Source organism: Nocardia sp. CA-107356 (genome assembly GCF_050946365.1).
Classification (GTDB): Bacteria; Actinomycetota; Actinomycetes; order Mycobacteriales; family Mycobacteriaceae; genus Nocardia.
This window is the reverse complement of record NZ_CP191992.1, coordinates 8,047,644-8,064,079: the sequence shown is the minus strand read 5'-3', so window position 1 is coordinate 8,064,079 and position 16,436 is coordinate 8,047,644. Positions and strand designations below refer to the sequence as shown.

At 67.4% G+C, this 16,436-nt stretch carries 14 protein-coding genes; 6 read left to right on the top strand and 8 right to left on the bottom strand.

What is annotated here, in order from left to right; all coding sequences use genetic code 11:
- The first annotated feature begins 14 nt into the window (after positions 1 to 14).
- The gene (locus ACQP1G_RS36400; RefSeq protein WP_433194208.1) at positions 15 to 425 is read left to right on the top strand and encodes an NUDIX hydrolase; all 411 of its coding nucleotides are present in this window, start codon (positions 15 to 17) and stop codon (positions 423 to 425) included.
- A gap of 77 nt (positions 426 to 502) precedes the next feature.
- Here ACQP1G_RS36400 and ACQP1G_RS36395 read toward each other — a convergent pair whose 3' ends face one another.
- From ACQP1G_RS36395 to ACQP1G_RS36385, 3 genes are all read right to left on the bottom strand, one after another.
- Complete coding sequence (locus tag ACQP1G_RS36395; protein WP_433194207.1) at positions 503 to 1,036, bottom strand: hypothetical protein; 534 nt, start codon at positions 1,034 to 1,036, stop codon at positions 503 to 505.
- A 67-nt stretch (positions 1,037 to 1,103) separates the two neighbouring features.
- Positions 1,104 to 1,937, bottom strand: a complete 834-nt coding sequence (fdhD, locus tag ACQP1G_RS36390; protein WP_433194206.1) for a formate dehydrogenase accessory sulfurtransferase FdhD — start codon at positions 1,935 to 1,937, stop codon at positions 1,104 to 1,106.
- A 127-nt stretch (positions 1,938 to 2,064) separates the two neighbouring features.
- Entirely contained in the window at positions 2,065 to 4,374 is a 2,310-nt protein-coding gene (locus ACQP1G_RS36385; protein ID WP_433194205.1) for an FdhF/YdeP family oxidoreductase, read from the bottom strand.
- Positions 4,375 to 5,151: 777 nt separating this feature from the next.
- Between ACQP1G_RS36385 and ACQP1G_RS36380 the strand changes: the two genes are divergently transcribed.
- From ACQP1G_RS36380 to ACQP1G_RS36370, 3 genes are read left to right on the top strand one after another with little or no spacing between them, the layout of a single operon-like run.
- Positions 5,152 to 5,757 (top strand): hypothetical protein, encoded by a 606-nt coding sequence (locus ACQP1G_RS36380; protein ID WP_433194204.1) that lies wholly within the window; start codon positions 5,152 to 5,154, stop codon positions 5,755 to 5,757.
- On the top strand, positions 5,754 to 6,605 hold the full coding sequence (locus tag ACQP1G_RS36375; RefSeq protein ID WP_433194203.1) for a hypothetical protein: 852 nt from the start codon (positions 5,754 to 5,756) through the stop codon (positions 6,603 to 6,605). The genes ACQP1G_RS36380 and ACQP1G_RS36375 overlap by 4 nt, the downstream gene beginning before the upstream one ends.
- Before the next feature lies 1 nt (position 6,606).
- Positions 6,607 to 8,715: a serine/threonine-protein kinase gene (locus ACQP1G_RS36370; RefSeq protein WP_433194202.1), complete on the top strand. Its 2,109-nt coding sequence runs from the start codon at positions 6,607 to 6,609 to the stop codon at positions 8,713 to 8,715.
- 11 nt (positions 8,716 to 8,726) lie between these two features.
- Here the strand turns inward: ACQP1G_RS36370 and ACQP1G_RS36365 are convergent, their stop codons facing one another.
- The 3 genes from ACQP1G_RS36365 to ACQP1G_RS36355 form a co-directional block, all read right to left on the bottom strand.
- Positions 8,727 to 10,163 (bottom strand): FHA domain-containing protein, encoded by a 1,437-nt coding sequence (locus ACQP1G_RS36365; RefSeq protein WP_433194201.1) that lies wholly within the window; start codon positions 10,161 to 10,163, stop codon positions 8,727 to 8,729.
- 206 nt (positions 10,164 to 10,369) lie between these two features.
- A complete protein-coding gene (locus ACQP1G_RS36360; RefSeq protein WP_433194200.1) occupies positions 10,370 to 11,200 on the bottom strand; it encodes an SDR family oxidoreductase in 831 nt (276 codons plus the stop codon).
- A 25-nt stretch (positions 11,201 to 11,225) separates the two neighbouring features.
- On the bottom strand, positions 11,226 to 12,650 hold the full coding sequence (locus tag ACQP1G_RS36355) for an MFS transporter (protein WP_433194199.1): 1,425 nt from the start codon (positions 12,648 to 12,650) through the stop codon (positions 11,226 to 11,228).
- Positions 12,651 to 12,776: 126 nt separating this feature from the next.
- On the opposite strand from ACQP1G_RS36355, the gene ACQP1G_RS36350 reads away from it, so the two are divergent.
- Both ACQP1G_RS36350 and ACQP1G_RS36345 read left to right on the top strand, forming a co-directional pair.
- Positions 12,777 to 13,448: a TetR/AcrR family transcriptional regulator gene (locus ACQP1G_RS36350; RefSeq protein ID WP_433194198.1), complete on the top strand. Its 672-nt coding sequence runs from the start codon at positions 12,777 to 12,779 to the stop codon at positions 13,446 to 13,448.
- Between the two features lie 20 nt (positions 13,449 to 13,468).
- Positions 13,469 to 13,996, top strand: coding sequence for a GNAT family N-acetyltransferase (locus ACQP1G_RS36345; RefSeq protein ID WP_433194197.1), 528 nt, complete (start codon positions 13,469 to 13,471; stop codon positions 13,994 to 13,996).
- A 48-nt stretch (positions 13,997 to 14,044) separates the two neighbouring features.
- On the opposite strand, the gene ACQP1G_RS36340 is transcribed toward ACQP1G_RS36345, so the two are convergent.
- Both ACQP1G_RS36340 and ACQP1G_RS36335 read right to left on the bottom strand, forming a co-directional pair.
- Positions 14,045 to 15,598, bottom strand: coding sequence for a glycerol-3-phosphate dehydrogenase/oxidase (locus ACQP1G_RS36340; protein WP_433194196.1), 1,554 nt, complete (start codon positions 15,596 to 15,598; stop codon positions 14,045 to 14,047).
- Positions 15,599 to 15,646: 48 nt separating this feature from the next.
- Positions 15,647 to 16,258 carry a TetR/AcrR family transcriptional regulator gene (locus ACQP1G_RS36335; RefSeq protein WP_433194195.1) on the bottom strand — a complete coding sequence of 204 codons (612 nt, stop codon included), beginning with the start codon at positions 16,256 to 16,258 and terminating at the stop codon, positions 15,647 to 15,649.
- Between the last annotated feature and the right edge of the window lie 178 nt (positions 16,259 to 16,436).

The window sequence follows — 16,436 nt, the reverse complement described above, 5'->3', positions numbered from 1 at the left end:
GGTCGGCTCGGACCATGATCGGGGAACGAACGCTCACGTCGGTGGCGTGGCTGTGCGTCGAGAACGGCCGCTTGCTGGCGGTCCGGACCGAGGGACGCGACGCCTTCTATCTACCGGGCGGCAAGCCCGAGCCCGGGGAAACCCTGGCCGGAGCGCTCGTTCGTGAGGTTCGCGAGGAAGTGGGCGTCGAGTTGGAGGCGCACCGGATCACGCCCGTGGTGACCATTACGGCCCCCGCCCACGGGCGTCCCGGAACGCTGGTCGAGATGCACTGCTTTCGGGCACCCGGTCACGGCATTCCGGCTCCGGCCGCGGAGATCGCCGAGATGGCGTGGCTCGGACCCGACGATGGCCACCGGTGCGCACCGGCAGTGGTGCGGGCGCTGCACCATCTGACCGCGATCGGCGGATGGGACGCGTCCTGAATGTCGGACGCGCCTTGACTTTTGACAGACCGAACGCCCCACAGCATGTGCTGTGGGGCGTTGACTGTTTCGGGGAGCTAGCGGGGTGTGCGGCGGCGGGGAAGTTGGAAGGAGATCGGGTCGGGATCGCGTAGTTGCGGCCCGCGCGGGGTGACCAGGATCAGGGCCAGCCCGAGGGCGGCGATCAGTACCGCGCCGATGATGCTGAGGGTGAAACTGCCCGCGCCCAGCTCAGCGGGCTTGTGGAAGGCGTGATAGATCAGGTGCGGTACACCGAAGACCAGCCAGCCCAGGCCCGCGACCTGGGCCAGGGCGCTGCCGCCGAGGAACAGCGCGGCCAGGGTCACCGCGGTCAGCGCCAGGAAGAACGAGCCGACATCGGCGGCGAGATGATGGTTGTACGGACCGTCGGCCGAGATCCATTGCATGCCGAAGCCCGGAAAGCTGGTGTACCACGAATGCGGCGCGACAACCGCCCACAAGCCGACGACCGCGCCCTGGAATGCCAATACCCCCAACATGATTCGGACCGCCAGCCAGCGGTTGCGCTGCTGTTCGAATCGCATTCGCACGCGTAGTCCGCCGGATTTGCCATCGACCGTGATCCGCATCGGTCTCTCCGTTCATCGCCGAACCATGGATCTGGTGATGTCACCGTAAGACGGACATCGGCCACGATCAATAGGCGGCGACCTCGTCGGTGACGGTCAGCCGGTCGGAGCGGGTGTAGATGTTCATGGTGTCGCCACGTAGGAACCCGACGAGGGTGAGGCCGGATTCGGCGGCGAGGTCGACGGCCAATGAGCTGGGGGCCGAGACGGCGCCGAGCATCGGGATGCCTGCCATCACGGCTTTCTGGACCAGTTCGAAGGAGGCGCGGCCGCTGACGATGAGCACGAGATCGTTGGCGGGGATGCGGTTTTCGAGTAGGGCCCAGCCGAGGACTTTGTCGACGGCGTTGTGTCGGCCGATGTCTTCGCGGACGGCGAGTGCGGTGCCGTCGGTGGTGAACAGTCCGGCGGCGTGCAGGCCGCCGGTGGCGTCGAAAACTGTTTGGCGGGTGCGTAATCGGTCGGGCATGGCGGCGAGGGTGTCGCTGTCGACGGTGATCGAGATGGTTGGAAGCGGGAATCGGGTGCGGGTGCGGACTTCGTCGAGTGCGGTTTTGCCGCAGAGGCCGCAGGCGCTGGTGGTGAGGAAGTTGCGGGTGTGTATCGGGGTGGGGGTGCGTAGCTGGATGTCGAGGACGTTGTAGGTGTTGCGGCCGTCCTCGTCGGTACCAGCGCAGTAGCGGGCGCTGACCACGTCCTCGGCGGTGTGAATGATGCCCTCGCCCAAGAGGAATCCGTGCACGAGGTCGATGTCGCTGCCGGGTGTGCGCATGGTGACGGTGAGTGATTGTCCGTTGAGGCGCAGCTCGAGCGGTTCTTCGACGGCGAGGGAGTCGGGGCGTTCGATTACGCCGTTGGGGGAGATTCGGCGCATCTTGCGGCGCGCGGTCACTCTGCTCACGACTGCACCTCCTGCTCGGCGGTCGGGCACGTAGCGCAGGGTGAAACGATTCGCTCGACCACGGCTGTTGCCCATTCGCTCGCAGCGCTGTTGTGCCGAAATGCTGTGCGGCCGGGCTCCGCTGGTCTCACGACGGCTGCCCGACATGGACGTGCGGTTCGACTCGGATCGTGACGGCTTTGGAGACCGGTGTATTCGATCGTGCGGCAACGTGATCGAGGGGGATCAGGGGGTTGGTTTCGGGATAGTAGGCGGCGGCGTTGCCGCGTGGGGTGGGGTATTCGACGATGCGGAAGCCGGTGACTGTGCGTTCGGTGCCGTCGGTCCATTCGGAGATCAGGTCGACCAGATCGCCGGGGACGAATCCGAATTCGGTGATGTCGTCGGTGTGCATCAGGATGACTTTGCGGCCGCCGTGGATGCCGCGGTAGCGGTCGTCGAGGCCGTAGATGGTGGTGTTGTATTGGTCGTGGCTGCGTAGGGTTTGCAGAATCAATCGGCCTTCGGGGACGGGGACCCAGCTCAGTTCGTTGACGGCGAAGTTGGCTTTGCCGGTGGTGGTGCGGAATTCGCGGGCGTCGCGCGGTGGATGTGGAAGCTGGAAGCCGTTGCGTTGGCGTACTCGTCTGTTGTAGTCGGTGCAGCCGGGGACGACTCGGGCGATCGCGTCGCGGATGGTGTCGTAGTCGTGCTGATACTGCGCCCATGGCACTGGATGATCGGCGCCGAGGAGGGTGTGCGCGAGTTCGCAGACGATGGCGACTTCGCTGCGGAGGTGGTCGCTGACCGGTGCGAGTCGTCCGGTGGACAGGTGCACCATCGACATCGAATCTTCCACCGACACTTGCTGTTTCTTGCCATTGTGCAGGTCGAGGTCGGTGCGGCCGAGGGTGGGTAGGATGAGCGCGGTCTGTCCGTGCACGACGTGGCTGCGGTTGAGTTTGGTCGAGATGTGCACGGTGAGGTCGCAGTTGCGTAGGGCGGCCTCGGTGACTTCGGTGTCGGGGGTGGCGGAGACGAAGTTGCCGCCCATGCCGATGAACACTTTCGCGGTGCCGTCGCGCATGGCGCGGATCGAATCCACGGTGTCCATGCCGTGTTCGCGTGGGCTGGTGATGCCGAATTCGTGGTCGAGTGCGTCGAGGAAGGTGTCGGGCATCTTTTCCCAGATGCCCATGGTGCGGTCGCCTTGGACGTTGGAATGCCCGCGTACCGGGCAGACACCGGCGCCGGGTTTGCCGATCATGCCGCGCAGCAGTAGTAGGTTGGTTGCTTCTTCGATGGTGGCGACGCCGTGGCGTTGCTGGGTCAGGCCCATCGCCCAGCAGATGATGATGTTGCTGGATTCGGCCACCAGTGTTGCGGTGCGCTGGAGGTCGTCGTCGGACAGGCCGGTCGCTTCCCGCACGGTGTCGAGGTCGACGGCATGGGTGTTCTTTTCGTATTGGGCGAAGCCGGCGCAGTGGGTGTCGACGAACGCGCGGTCGACCACTGTGCCGGGGGCGCGGTCCTCGGCGTCGAACAAGAGTTTGCCCAGGCCTTGGAACAGTGCCATATCGCCGCCGAGGCGGATCTGGAGGAAGTCGTCGGCGATGGCGACGCCGCTGGTGAAACCCTTGACAGTCTGCGGATCGCGGAAGCCGAGCAGTCCGGTCTCCGGTAGCGGGTTGACCGCGATGACCTTGGCGCCGTTGGCTTTCGCGCCCGCGAGCGCGCTGAGCATGCGTGGGTGGTTGGTGCCCGGGTTCTGGCCGGCGACGATGATCAGGTCGGCTTTGCCGAAGTCGTCGATGGAGACCGAGCCCTTGCCGATGCCGATGGAACTGGTCAGCGCGGTGCCGGAGGATTCGTGGCACATGTTCGAACAGTCGGGCAGGTTGTTGGTGCCGAAGCTGCGGACCAACAGTTGATACAGGAACGCGGTTTCGTTGGCGGTGCGGCCGGAGGTGTAGAACAGGGCCTCATCGGGGGAGGTCAGGGCGTGCAGGTGCTCGGCGATGAGCCGGTAGGCATCAGCCCACTCGATCGGGGTGTAGTGGGTGTGGCCGGGGTGTAGCACCATCGGGTGGGTGAGTCGGCCCTGTTGGCCGAGCCAGTAACCGGATTTGCTCGCGAGTTCCTCGATCGAATGCGCGGCGAAGAATTCGGGGGTGACGGTGCGCAGTGTTGCCTCCTCGGCGACGGCCTTGGCGCCGTTCTCACAGAACTCGGCCGGGCGACGGTGCCCCGTCGGCTCCGGCCAGGCACAGCCGGGACAGTCGAAACCGTGCACCTGATTCACCCGCGCCAACGAGCGCGTGGTTCGCACCACGCCCATCTCCTCGACACCGCGTTTCAGCGCCACGGCCACCGCGGTCACGCCCGCAGCCTGCTCCTTCGGCTGGGTCACGGTCAGCGCGGACTCATCGATGTCCTGTGTGGGCCCTTTACGGTGCATGCTGGATATTGTCCTCTTCACACGAATTTTGTCGCGGGCACCCTTGTCCGATCCCGGGTCGCGGCGTAATACCTGTGCCGCGACGTTGGGCTCCTGCCTGACGGATACCGCTCGGTTCGGATCGTAGGCACTCGCGCCGCGTTCGGCAGGGTTTATCCGCCGATCGCATGCGGCGGCGACGCCACCTGATAGCCAGCGGCTTTCGCGGCAGCCGGGCTGGGCGAGAAAGCTCCGCGTCGGCGGGTGCGGGCTTACCATTGCTACTGATCAAATCGCTGATCTGAGGCACAGCCGATGGGGACGCAGGCAGCAATTCCCGCGCGTGCTGGCGGGGCGCGTCGGCAGGTGCGGTGTCGCTATGCGAATCGTGGGGTGCTATCCGGAATTCTGAGTTGTGCGGTTGTGCTCGCCGGGGTGGTGCCGGTGCTCGGCGGGGTGTCGGCATTCGGTGTTCCGGCATCGGAAGAACCGACATCATCGGTGGTTCGGCCGCAGCCGCACACGGTGGAGCAGCCCCCAGGTGACGGGACCGAGGACGGGGGCGGAACGCGAGACGGGTCCGGGTCGCAGACCAGCACCGGGACACCGGATGGGCATTCGGACGGCAGCGGGACCCATGATGGCACCGGGACGCGGGACGGTACCGCAACGCCGCCGACAAGTAGTCGGGTGCCTGCCGATCCCTGCGCCGGGCGCTCGTCCGACGGGTGCTCCGGACCGCCATCCAGCAGTGCGCGACCGCCGGATATTGTGCTGCCGCCGATCACCATTACGATCTTGCCGCCGCCTCCGCAGCAGTCGACCACGCCGGATCGGCCGCGTGTGGATCCGACCACCGCGCCGCAGAATCCGCCGCCGGACAATCCGCCGCCGCCGGATACCCCGCAACCACCGGACAATCCGCAGCCGTCGAACAAATCGCCCGAGGTGGCTGTTCCGTCCGTTCGGCCGGTGGAGCCGACGCAGATCGCACCGTCGACTACATCGGCCGTTCCGCTGCCTCCCGTCGCCGCGCAACCCGCCGGGCTCGAGCTCACCCCCTCGGCGATCGGGCTCGGTGACGATGTCACCGCGGCCGGATCGGGCTGTGATCCGCAGGCGCAGGTCAGCCTGCTTGTCGGGGAGACGCCGGTGGGCAGCACCGTCGCTGGGGCCGACGGGGTATTCCGGTCACCGCTGGCACTGACCTCGATCGAAGTCGGGCGCTACCAGGTGACGGCTCGGTGCGGACGCACGCTCAGCGCGCCGCTGGATGTGGTGCTGGTCAGCCGGATCAGCGCGGCCACGTCGACATTGACGGTGATCCTGTTCTTCCTGTTGATCGGTGGGTGGTTCTACGGGCACCGGCTCGTATCGCATCTGCCCGAACGGAGCGGACCGTGATGCGCGCGTACGTCTCGGTGGCGACCCGAATCATTGTGCTGCCCAGCGTGTTCGTGCTGATACTCGGTGTGGTTGCCGGGTTGTCGGCGGCACCGGTCGCGGCCAGGCCGCAGGGCGTCGATATGTCGGCAACCATCGATGATCACGATATTGCCGAAGCCACCGCCGCCAAACCGCTTCGGCTGCAACCGAACAGCACCATCCGCGTGGCGATCGCGTTGACCAACAACACCGATGCGGTCGTGCGTATTCGGCGGGTGGATCTCGCCGGGCAGGTGCTCGGGCTGAGTTTCTTCGCCTACTCGACCGCTGTCGAATTATCCATCGCACCAGGGAAATCCGATGCGCTGAAGTATCGGCTCGATCTCACCGGACTGGACGGCCAAGCGACCGGACTGATCGGCGCGGATCTGGCGGTGATCGGTGAGGACGGCGCGCGGATAGCCTCGATACCGCTCGACACCGATGTGCGCGGCTCGCTGCGATCGGTGTACGGGCTGTTCGGGATCGCACTGGCGGTGCTGACCATGCTCGCCATCGTCGATGCCGTGCTGGCCATCGCCCGGCACCGGCTGTCCCCCAACCGATGGCAGCGCGGGGTGCGGTTGCTCGCGCCCGGAGTCGGCATCGGATTGGTCTTCGGGTTCACCGCGTCGGTGGTGCGGTGGTGGGTTCCGGACACGGGGCTGTGGCTCGCGGTCGCCGGAGTGGCGGGGGCCGTCGGCTTCCTGCTCGGATACTGTTCGCCGACACCGGAATTCGGGCCGAACGAGGATCTCGCCCCGGCTCCGGAACTCGAAGAACTCGCCGATGTCGATACCGTGCGGCTCCGGGAGAATGGGCAATGACTTGACCAGTGATACCGGCCGGTTGCGGGCCGCGCTGCCCGCCTACGACATCGGCGCGCAGGTCGGCAGGGGCGGATGTGGTGTAGTGCTGGCGGGTACCCACCGCCGGTTGGGCCGACCGGTTGCCATCAAGCAGATTCCGCCGCAGTTCGCCGATGACGAGCAGGTGCGCCGCCGGTTTGTCGCCGAGGCGCGATTGCTCGCGGCCATCGATCATCCCCATGTGGTGCGAGTTTTCGATTACATCGAGGATGATGAGCTGTGTCTGCTGGTGATGGAGTACCTGCCGGGCGGCACCGTCGGCAGCCGGTTCGCCACCGAGGGGTTCGACGCGGCAACCGCGGTCGCGGTCGGGCTGGCCTGCGCGGCGGGACTGGAAGCGGCGCACCGCCACCAGATTCTGCATCGCGACGTCAAACCGTCGAACTTGATGTTCGGTACCGGCGGTGCGATCAAACTGACCGATTTCGGCATCGCCAAGATCGTCGGCGGCGACCAGACACTGGTGACCAGGACCGGTGAGATCGTCGGCACCCCGTCCTATATTGCGCCGGAACAGGCACGCGGACAACCGCTTTCCCCCGCCACCGACGTCTATGCGCTGGCCACCATGCTCTACCAGCTGCTGTCCGGAGTGCTACCGTTCCCGCCGAGCGAAGACCACCTCGCAACGCTTTTCGCCCATGCCTTCGGCGACCCCATACCTCTCGTCGAGGTCGCGCCCGGTGTCCCAGGGCCGATCGCCGATGTGGTGATGCGCGGCCTCGCAACCGATCCCGCCGACCGCTTCGATACCGCCGAACTCTTCGGCATCGCGCTCGCCGAACCGGCCGCCCGCTGCTGGGGCGGTGATTGGCTGACCCCGGTAGGTATTCCGGTGATCGGCGCCGACACGATCGTCGCGGCCGCCACCGGGAGTGGTCGCGCCGCGCGGCATCTCGGTGCGGCGGCACCGAGATCGCAAGGTGTGCGAGGTAATCGGACGATGGTCGGCCCCGAAACCCTGCCTCCTACCGAAACCCCGCCGCCACCCCGATACGGTTCGCCTTCGCCCAGCGCATCCTCAGCGCCTACCGAAACCACACCCCGTCCAGATACCCCGGATTCGGCTGGAGCCGGGCCGATTCCGCCGGCGGTTGCGTTCCGGTCTTCAGACAGCGCTCCGTCGCGACCGACCACACCGCCGCGGCACGCACACGACTCGGATTCGGTTCCACGCGGCCCGATTTCGCCCGTTGCACCGGGGTACGGCGAGATCGCTTCCGGACCGTTGCGGCCTCCGATGGTTCGCGTGCGGCCACGGCAGGGGCTGGCGGACAAGGGCGTTCGGTTGGCCGATGTCGATCGGCGCGATCTGGTGCCGATTCGGGATGTCGTCGCCTTCGCTTCGCCTCGGCTGCCGTTCCTCGTGGCATTGTTGTGCGCGGCCGGTGCGTGTGTGGTCGCGGTGCTCGGGCTCGGCGCACCCACGGCAGGAGGAGATCTGATGCCGGGCACGGTCACCGTTGCCGGTGTCGATCCGACGGGTTCGAATCCGATCGATATCGATCTTTCGGAGCCGATTCCATTGCGAGTCAACGGGATCGATGTCGATTCCGCTTCGCTCGCGGTGGATGTGGTCGGTGCGCGGCTGGGTGGGGATCCGGTGCCGCTGCAGCCCGGTGGGACGGCCATGCTGCCCGATCCGGTCAACCCGCATGTGCTGGCGGGCCACCTCGACGGCGAGCTGACCCTGCTGCGCAACGGCACCGAAATCGCCACACAGCGGGTCGAACTGCACACGACGCAGCGTCCGACGCTCACCGCCGCATCGGCCGCGATCGTCATCCTCGCGCTGTTCGCTGCCGCCTACCTGGAGTCCAACACCCGCACTTTGCGTCGTGGTCACGGCGGATTCGCCAATACCATCGGCCTGTCGGCCAGTTCGGCCATCTCGGCCGCTGCCGTAGCCGGTGGTGCCTGGATCCTGCGCGGTACCCCGCCGACCATCGCCACCCTGGCTGTCAGCGCGGTGCTCGCCGCCGCGGCGGGCTTCGCCGTCGCGGTCTGCGCACGACGCATCGGCGAGCGGCGCAACTTCCTTCGTCGCGCACGGCGGGAAAATCGCTGAGTGCGATCCACTCAGGAGCGACGGTCCTTACCGGCCTCCGTAGGATGCTTCGGGCGGTCCTCGGTGCGGTACGTGATGATCCGCTGGCCGATGCGCAAGCTCCAGCCGGGTGGTAGTTCGATCGGGGCGGTGCCGACACGGGTCCAGTCATCGTCGCCGGGGGCGGCGATGAAAGTGCCTGCGGGAGTGGCGGCGTCGCGGACGTAGACCTTGCCGCGATCCACCGAGACATAGGCGTGGACACGGGAGACATGGCGGTCGCGGGGGACCGTGATGGGCGTGGCGGTCGCCGCACGCACCGCCTCGTCGACCGTCGGACTCCGACCGACAACATAGGTCCGGTCCAGCGGATATGCCGCGCCGTCCTCGAGAATCAGCGCACCGGCGACCTGCCCCGAACTCTCCGGATTGCCCACACCGCCAACCGGCCGCACCGGTCGCGGCCGCACCCCGTGCAACGGTGGGATCTTGTGCAGCGCAATAGGTTCGGGCCGCGACGGCGTACCCGCGCGAGACCCACCGGGATCCGCGCGTTCTGCGGCGGACATAGCCTGAGTACTGACGTCCTGTGGGGCCTGCGTCGCTCCTGACTCACCGGACTCCGGCGCCCGCCCCTTCGCAGATGACGTCGTTCGTTCGGCGACAGGCGACTGCGCCGCTGCCCCGGGACCGGCTTTCTCAGTGGGGTCCTCGGACTGTGCGGAGGATTGCCGCGGAATGCCAGTAGACCCGGCCTTCTCGGTGGGCTCGTCCGGCGTGGCGGATCGGACGGAGGGCTGCTGCCGGGGCCCAGCGGCGGTGGGAGGTTGTGCCGCGTCTGTACGTCGGCTTTTCGAAGTGTGTTGGGATTGTGCCGTCGGGTCGAGCAGGGCTTCCAATCCGGCCGCGGCGGTCGGTGGCGGTTCGGGGGTGGTGCCGAGGGACGGGGATGGGCCGGTGGAACGGCCGCCAGCGGCTGCGGATTTGCCTGCGCGTCGGGCCGCGATGCGCAGGGTGAAACCGCCGCCGGGGACGATACCGGCGCGCAGGTCGGTCCGTGGCAATTCGTGCACCGGAAATGCACTGTCGGCGCCGACTGTGATCCGGCGCACCGGTTCTCGGACGATTTCGTCTACCCAGGTGAATGCGCGTGCCCCGGAGAGGCGTCGAGTTCCTTCCGCACCTTGGATCTCCGCGGTTACCTGGCCGCGCAGCAGGATCACGGTGCCATCGGCCGTTGGCGCGACCACGCCGAACGGCGGTGGCTCGGAATTGCCGCCGAAAACCACCGCAGCCAGCCGCTGCGCGATCGCCGCGCCTGGATGGCGCGCATCGGCTACGGCCTCGATAGCGCCGAGTATCCGGTCGGTGGAGGGGGTTTCGCCCGCGAGATACACGACAACCCCACCGAAGCGTGCGATCAGACCAGCGCCAGGCGCAATCCCCACGGTCGACGGGTTCTGCTGCACCCGCGCCTCCTTCCCGGACCACTACCGGCGTCCAGCATAGAGCGTGCGAAGCAGCCGAAACCGGCCCGCGACGAACAGCACGTGCGCACACGTAGTGACCTGTACCCGCCCTGATCGACCGAGTGACGTGCATCACTCGATGCCGCACCTCCCTGATCCCTCGCGAGCGACCTGCTGTGTGTGGCCGGTCAGGTGACCTCGGAGGGTCAGGCGGTGAATTCGGACGCGTGGTCTTCGAGCCAGGTGGTGAAGGGGCGGGCGGGGTGGGCGGTGAGGGTGCTGACGGCGTTGGTGATCAGGGTGGGGACGCCGTCGCGGCGGCGCCAGTAGTCGAGCAGGCCGTCGGCGTAGTGGGCGGGGATGAATTCGGCCATCTCCTCTTTCCACGCGTCGGGGGTGACATGGGCGATGGTCGCGGTTCGACCGGTGATCTGGTTGATCAGATCGATCTGCGCGGTGAATGTCAGGGTCTGCGGACCGGTGAGGGTGTAGACGCCACCGCGGTGATCCGGTTCGGTGAGTAGGGCGTAGGCGCACTCGACGACGTCGAGTTCGTGGATCGGATCGGTGTAGGCATGGGGGTAGGGGAGGCTGACCGGGCGGTCGGCCTTGATCGCGAACGACCAGCCGCGGGCATTGCCCGCGAAGGCGCCGGGGCGCAGCACCGAGACGGTCATCGGTGCGTCGGCGAGTCCGCGTTCGGCGTCGAGATGCGATTTCGCGACCGGGTTGGAGGCAGCATCGGGGTCGAGCACTGAGGACGAGGACAGCAGCACGATGTGGGTGACTCCGGCTTCGGTTGCGGCGGAAACGAATTCGGCGATGCATTCGGGCTCTGCGTAGAGGAACACCGAGGTGACGCCGTCGAGTGCGGCGGCGAAGGTGGCCGGGTTCCGCAGGTCGCAGGCGACGGCGGGGATTCCCGCCGGAAGCTGCTCGGGGCGGCCGGACCCGACGCGGACGGTGTGGCCGTCGGAGCGCAGCAGGGATACGAGGTCGGTGGCGACCGCGCCGCGGCCTCCGGTAACGAGAATCATGAGAAGTCCTTTGGTAGAGGGTGGTTCAGTGCTGTGGTTCGGCCTGAGCGTGCCGCGGCAGTAGCCGCACCAGCCCGAGACCGACCAGCGTGATGGCGGCGACGAACACCAGGCTGACGGTCAGCGCGTGCGCCTCACCGGAGCCGACGGTGTGGAAGTACACCGTGGTGATGGCGGCGGCGCCGATCGCATTGGCGAGTTGCTGTACGGCGGAAAGGGATCCGCTGCCGCTACCGGTCTCGGACGGGTCGATATCGCCGATGGTGACGACGAAGATGGTGCCGAAGCAGGTGCCCATCCCGATGCCGAGCACCAGGATAGCCACCGCGAGAGCCCAAGGGGCAATACCGATTCCGGCGGTCAGTGCCTCGATGAGCAGCAGCCCGGTGCCCGCCAGGGTGATCAGCAGGCCGACCAGGATGAGGTTGCGCCCGAGCGTGGCCAGCAGTTGGTGCGCGGCGATCGAGGCGATGATGATGCCGACGGCGAGCGGGGCGAGGCCGAGCGCGGCGTCGGTGGGGGTGTAGCCGAGACCGTTCTGCATGAACAGCGACAGCACATACAACAGGCCGGAGACCGCGGCGAAGAATACGAGGCCGAGGATCAGACCCGAGGTGAAACCCCGGTTCTCGAAGAGCGTCGGCTCGATCAGCGGGTTGGTCGCGGTGATCTGCCGACGGGCGAACATCGCGAACGATACGGCTCCGGCCGCCAAGGCCGCGAAGGGCGCCGTGGTCCAGCCGTTGGCCGAACCATCGATCAGGCCGAACAGTGTGCCGAGCATGGCCGCGGCGAGCAGGATGGCGCCGAATACGTCGATGGTGACGGTGCGGTCGCCGTCCTCGGCGGGCAGCAGGCGATGGGCGGCGGCGAACGCGAGGCCGCCGAGCGCGATATTGATCAGGAACATCGCGCGCCAGCCGAGGCCGAACAGATCGGCGTCGATCAGGAATCCGGCCAGGATCGGGCCGCAGACGCCGGACAGACCGAGGGCCGGTCCGAAGACACTGAATGCCCTACCGAGCTGCTCGCGGGGAAAGACGCTGGTGAGAATGCCGAAACCCTGCGGGATCAGCATCGCGCCGAAGGCTCCTTGGACCAGGCGCGCGGTGATGAGCGTGACCGGATCGACGGCGAGGCCGCAGGCGATCGAGGCAAGGGTGAATCCGGCAAGGCCGATCAGGAACAGTCGGCGTTTGCCGAAGCGGTCGCCGAGTCGACCGCCGACTACCAGCAGGACGCCCAGGGATAGGGCATAACCCGCGCCGAGCCATTGGATCAGCGATGCCCCGCCGTGTAGGTCTCGCGCGATGGTCGGCGCGGCGATATTGGTGATGGTCGAGTCGAGTAGGTCGAGGATGTCGGCCGCGAGAATCACGGCCAGTATCGCCCACATCCGGGCGCTGACCTTGGTATCCGGTGGGGCGGGTTGCTGCGTGCGGGTGTTCATGGCCATCTCCTGATGGGAAGAATTTGAGCGAACGTCGATCGTGACGAACGTTGTTCGACAACCGAACGATATTCGACGAACAACGTTCGTGTCAAACAGTGTTCGTTGAAGCGTATGCTCAGCTCCATGAGCGCCGCACCCGTCAGCCGCCGGGCCCGACCCGCCAAGGCCCCCCTCAGCCGTGACGTCATCATCGAAACCGGCCTGCGCATCCTCGACCGCGACGGTCTGGCCGCCCTCACCATGCGCCGCGTCGCACAGGACCTGGATACCGGTGCGGCCTCGCTCTACGTCTACGTCGCCAACCGGGACGACCTGATGGCCGCCATGCTCGATCACGTGCTCGGCACCGTGCCGGAGCCGACCGGTGACACCTGGCGCGACCGGCTCACCACACTGGTCGAGACGACCGTCGATGCCATGGCCAAACATGAGGGGCTCGCGCTCGTCGCCCTCGGCTCGATCCCGACCAGCCCCAATGCACTGCAGATCGTCGAGCGGCTGCTCGCCCTGCTCGCCGAGGGTGGGGTGGACGCGCTGACCAATTCCTGGGCGGTCGACCTGATCTATCTGCACATGTCCGCGCAGGCCGCGGAGCAGAGCGTGTACAACACCAAGGACACCAACGAGCAGGATTACGTCGCCGAAGTAGCGCAGCGATTCGCCACGCTACCGGCCGATCGGTATCCGACGCTCGTGGCCATGCGTGACCAGATGTTGGCGGGCGACGGCGACGAGCGTGCCCGGTGGGCGCTGCGTGCGCTGGTCAACGGCATCCTCGCGACTCCGGCCGAGTGATGCCCGTGGGAGAATCGTCCATGCGGATGATTCGACCGGCGGTCGAGGAAGACCTGCCGATACTGCAAGATATCGAGCGCGTTGCGGGCAAACCCTTCGCCGATATCGGCATGATGGCCGTCGCGGATGACGATCCGCCGTCGCTGCACACTCTCCGTGAGTTCCAGCAGGCGGGGCGGGCCTGGGTCTATCCCGACGACAACGGTCGCCCGATCGGCTATCTGATCCTCGGGATCGTCGACGGCAACGCGCATATCGACCAGGTCTCGGTGGATCCGGACCATGCGGGAAACCGGATCGGCAAGCAGCTCATCGACCATGCGGTGCGATGGTCGAAAGCTCAAGGGCTGCAGGCGATCACGCTGACGACGTTCATCGACGTGGCGTGGAACGGACCCTACTACGAACGCCTCGGCTTCCGCTTTCTGACCGCCGCCGAAGAGACCGAAGAGCTACGCGAAATCCGCGCCGCCGAGGCCGCGCACGGCCTCGATCTCTGGCCGCGCGCCGCGATGCACGCCGAACTTGCTACTTGGCGGATGGACTGAACTTCGCCACTCCGCCATCCGGTCGAATGCGGCGCCGAGTGTCGCGAATCAATGCTGGTGCGCGAATGCGGCCTCCGCCGCGGGTAGCGCCGCGGCGCGGTCCTCGGGGACCAAGCCGATACGGGTGCGGCGGTCGAGCAGGTCGCCGGTGTCGAGTGCGCCCTCGTGGGTTATGGCGAAGGCGAATTCGGCTGCGGTGACGTCGATTCCGGGGGCTACGTAGTCGGCGAGGGCGGGGTTCCGGTCGGCCGTCGCGAGCACGGTCGCCGCCTCGCTGCCGAAGCGTTCGACCAGCAGCGGTGGCGCGGCGATGTGGTCGCGGGCAGCGCCGGAGACCGCGCCTACCAGCGGAAGTCGCTTGGTGCGGCACGGGCCCGCCGTGAGGTTGCCCTGGGTGACGGCTGCGTCGACGGCGTCCTGGGCCATCTGGCGGTAGGTGGTGAGTTTGCCGCCGACGATGGTGATGACACCGGTGGGGGAGTGCAGGACCGCGTGCTGCCGGGAGATATCGGCGGTGCTGTTGTCGGCCGTCTTCAGCAGTGGCCGCAGTCCGGCGTAGGTGCCGCGAATATCGCTGCGGGTCAATGGCTCTCGGAGTGCGGTGTTGATGGTATCGAGGAGGAAGTCGATTTCGGTGTCGGTGGGCTCGGGTTCGTCGGGGACCGGTCCGGGGGCGTCCTCGTCGGTCAGGCCGAGGTATACCCGCCCGTGCGCCGCTGGGAAGGCGAAGACGAAGCGGCTCGTGCTCCCCGGCACCGGGACGGTCAGCGACGCGGTCAGGCCGCCGAATGATTCGGCATCGAAGACCAAGTGGGTGCCGCGGCTCGGGCGCAGTTCGATGCTCGGGTCGACCTGATCGGCCCAGACGCCGGTGGCATTGACGACGGTGCGGGACCCGATGGCCATGGTCTCGCCGGTCAGAGTATCGCGGAGGGTGGCCGAATCCCCGGTGACGTCAAGGGCTTCGACGCGGGTGAGGATGGTCGCACCGTGCGCGGCCGCGGTGCGGGCCAGCGCCACCACCAGTCGCGCGTCGTCCACCAGCTGTCCGTCCCAGGCCTGCAGGCCGCCGCGCAATCCCGCGCGGCGCACGGTCGGTGCCAAGCGCAGCGCCTCGGCGGTGGCCACTCGACGGGAACGGGGAAGCGTCGCAGGCGAAGTGCCCGCGCTGCGCCGCAGCACATCGCCCGCGACGAATCCGGCGCGGATCAACGCGCGTTGCGCCACACCGATTTCCGGAAGCAGCGGAACCAATTGCGGCAATGGTCGCACCAGATGCGGTGCCGTGGTGTTGATCAGAATCCCCCGCTCGACGGCACTTTCGTGCGCGATGCCGACCCGACCGCTGGCCAGATACCGCAGCCCGCCGTGCACCAGCTTGGAACTCCAGCGGCTCGTACCGAATGCCAGATCGTGCCGCTCCACCAGCACCGTTCGCAGTCCGCGAGCCGCGGCGTCGAGCGCCGCGCCGACACCGGTCACGCCGCCGCCGATCACCAGCACGTCGATGTCGACACCGTCGCCGAGTCCCTGTAGCTCACGCGCGCGGCGTCCGGCGTTCAGCGCGGAATTTCCACGGGCGTCGGCCGAATTCGCAGTCATCACAATCCTTTCCGGTGGCGGACGGACCGCCGGTGCAGAGGTGTTCGGTCATCGGTGCTCGCCGTCGGGAACGAGGTAGCCGTCGATCGCGCGGGTCAGTTCCGCATCCAGCGCCGCTCCGGCCAGCAGCGGGGCGACGGTACCCGCCGACTGCACCGCCGATTGCGCGATCAGCAGCAGCATCGTCGCCATCTGCACGGGCTCACCATGGCGAATGGAGCCGTCTCGGTGGCCCTGGATGATGCCCTCGGTGAACAGGTCGATCAGGGCGCGTTGGTTGCGGCCGAGGCGGCCGAAGACATAGGTGAGCATCAGGTCGGTGTCGGTGCGGAAGATCTTGCCGAACAACGGATTCGAGCGAACGGTCGCCGCGCCCGCGACAACGCCTTCGACCAGCCGGCTGCGTGCGTTGCCGGTGGTCGGCATGGCGGCGGCGACGATCGCGCGCAGTTCGCGCACCAGCAATTCGGCCACCAGCGATCCGGTATCGGGCCAACGCCGGTATACGGTCGGCCGGCTGACCCCGGCGCGGCGGGCCACCTCGGTGAGGGTGGTGCGGCGCACGCCGAATTCCTCCACGCAGGCCCGGGCCGCGTCGAGGATCGCGAGATCGGTTGCCGCGAGCGCGTCGTCGGGGGCGGACTCTTCGGAGGCAGTCATCGGGTGTCACCACCGGGTGTTGGCGGCACCGTCACCGCGGTGCCGGAAGTGGGCGTCTGTTCGTTACTGCTTGACAGTCTATGTCAAACTGTAACGCATGGTCGAGACGCAGCACACCGACAACACCGGGCCGGCCCCGAGCGAGGCGGGCGCCGCAAACCCGGGCGCGCCGGAGTAT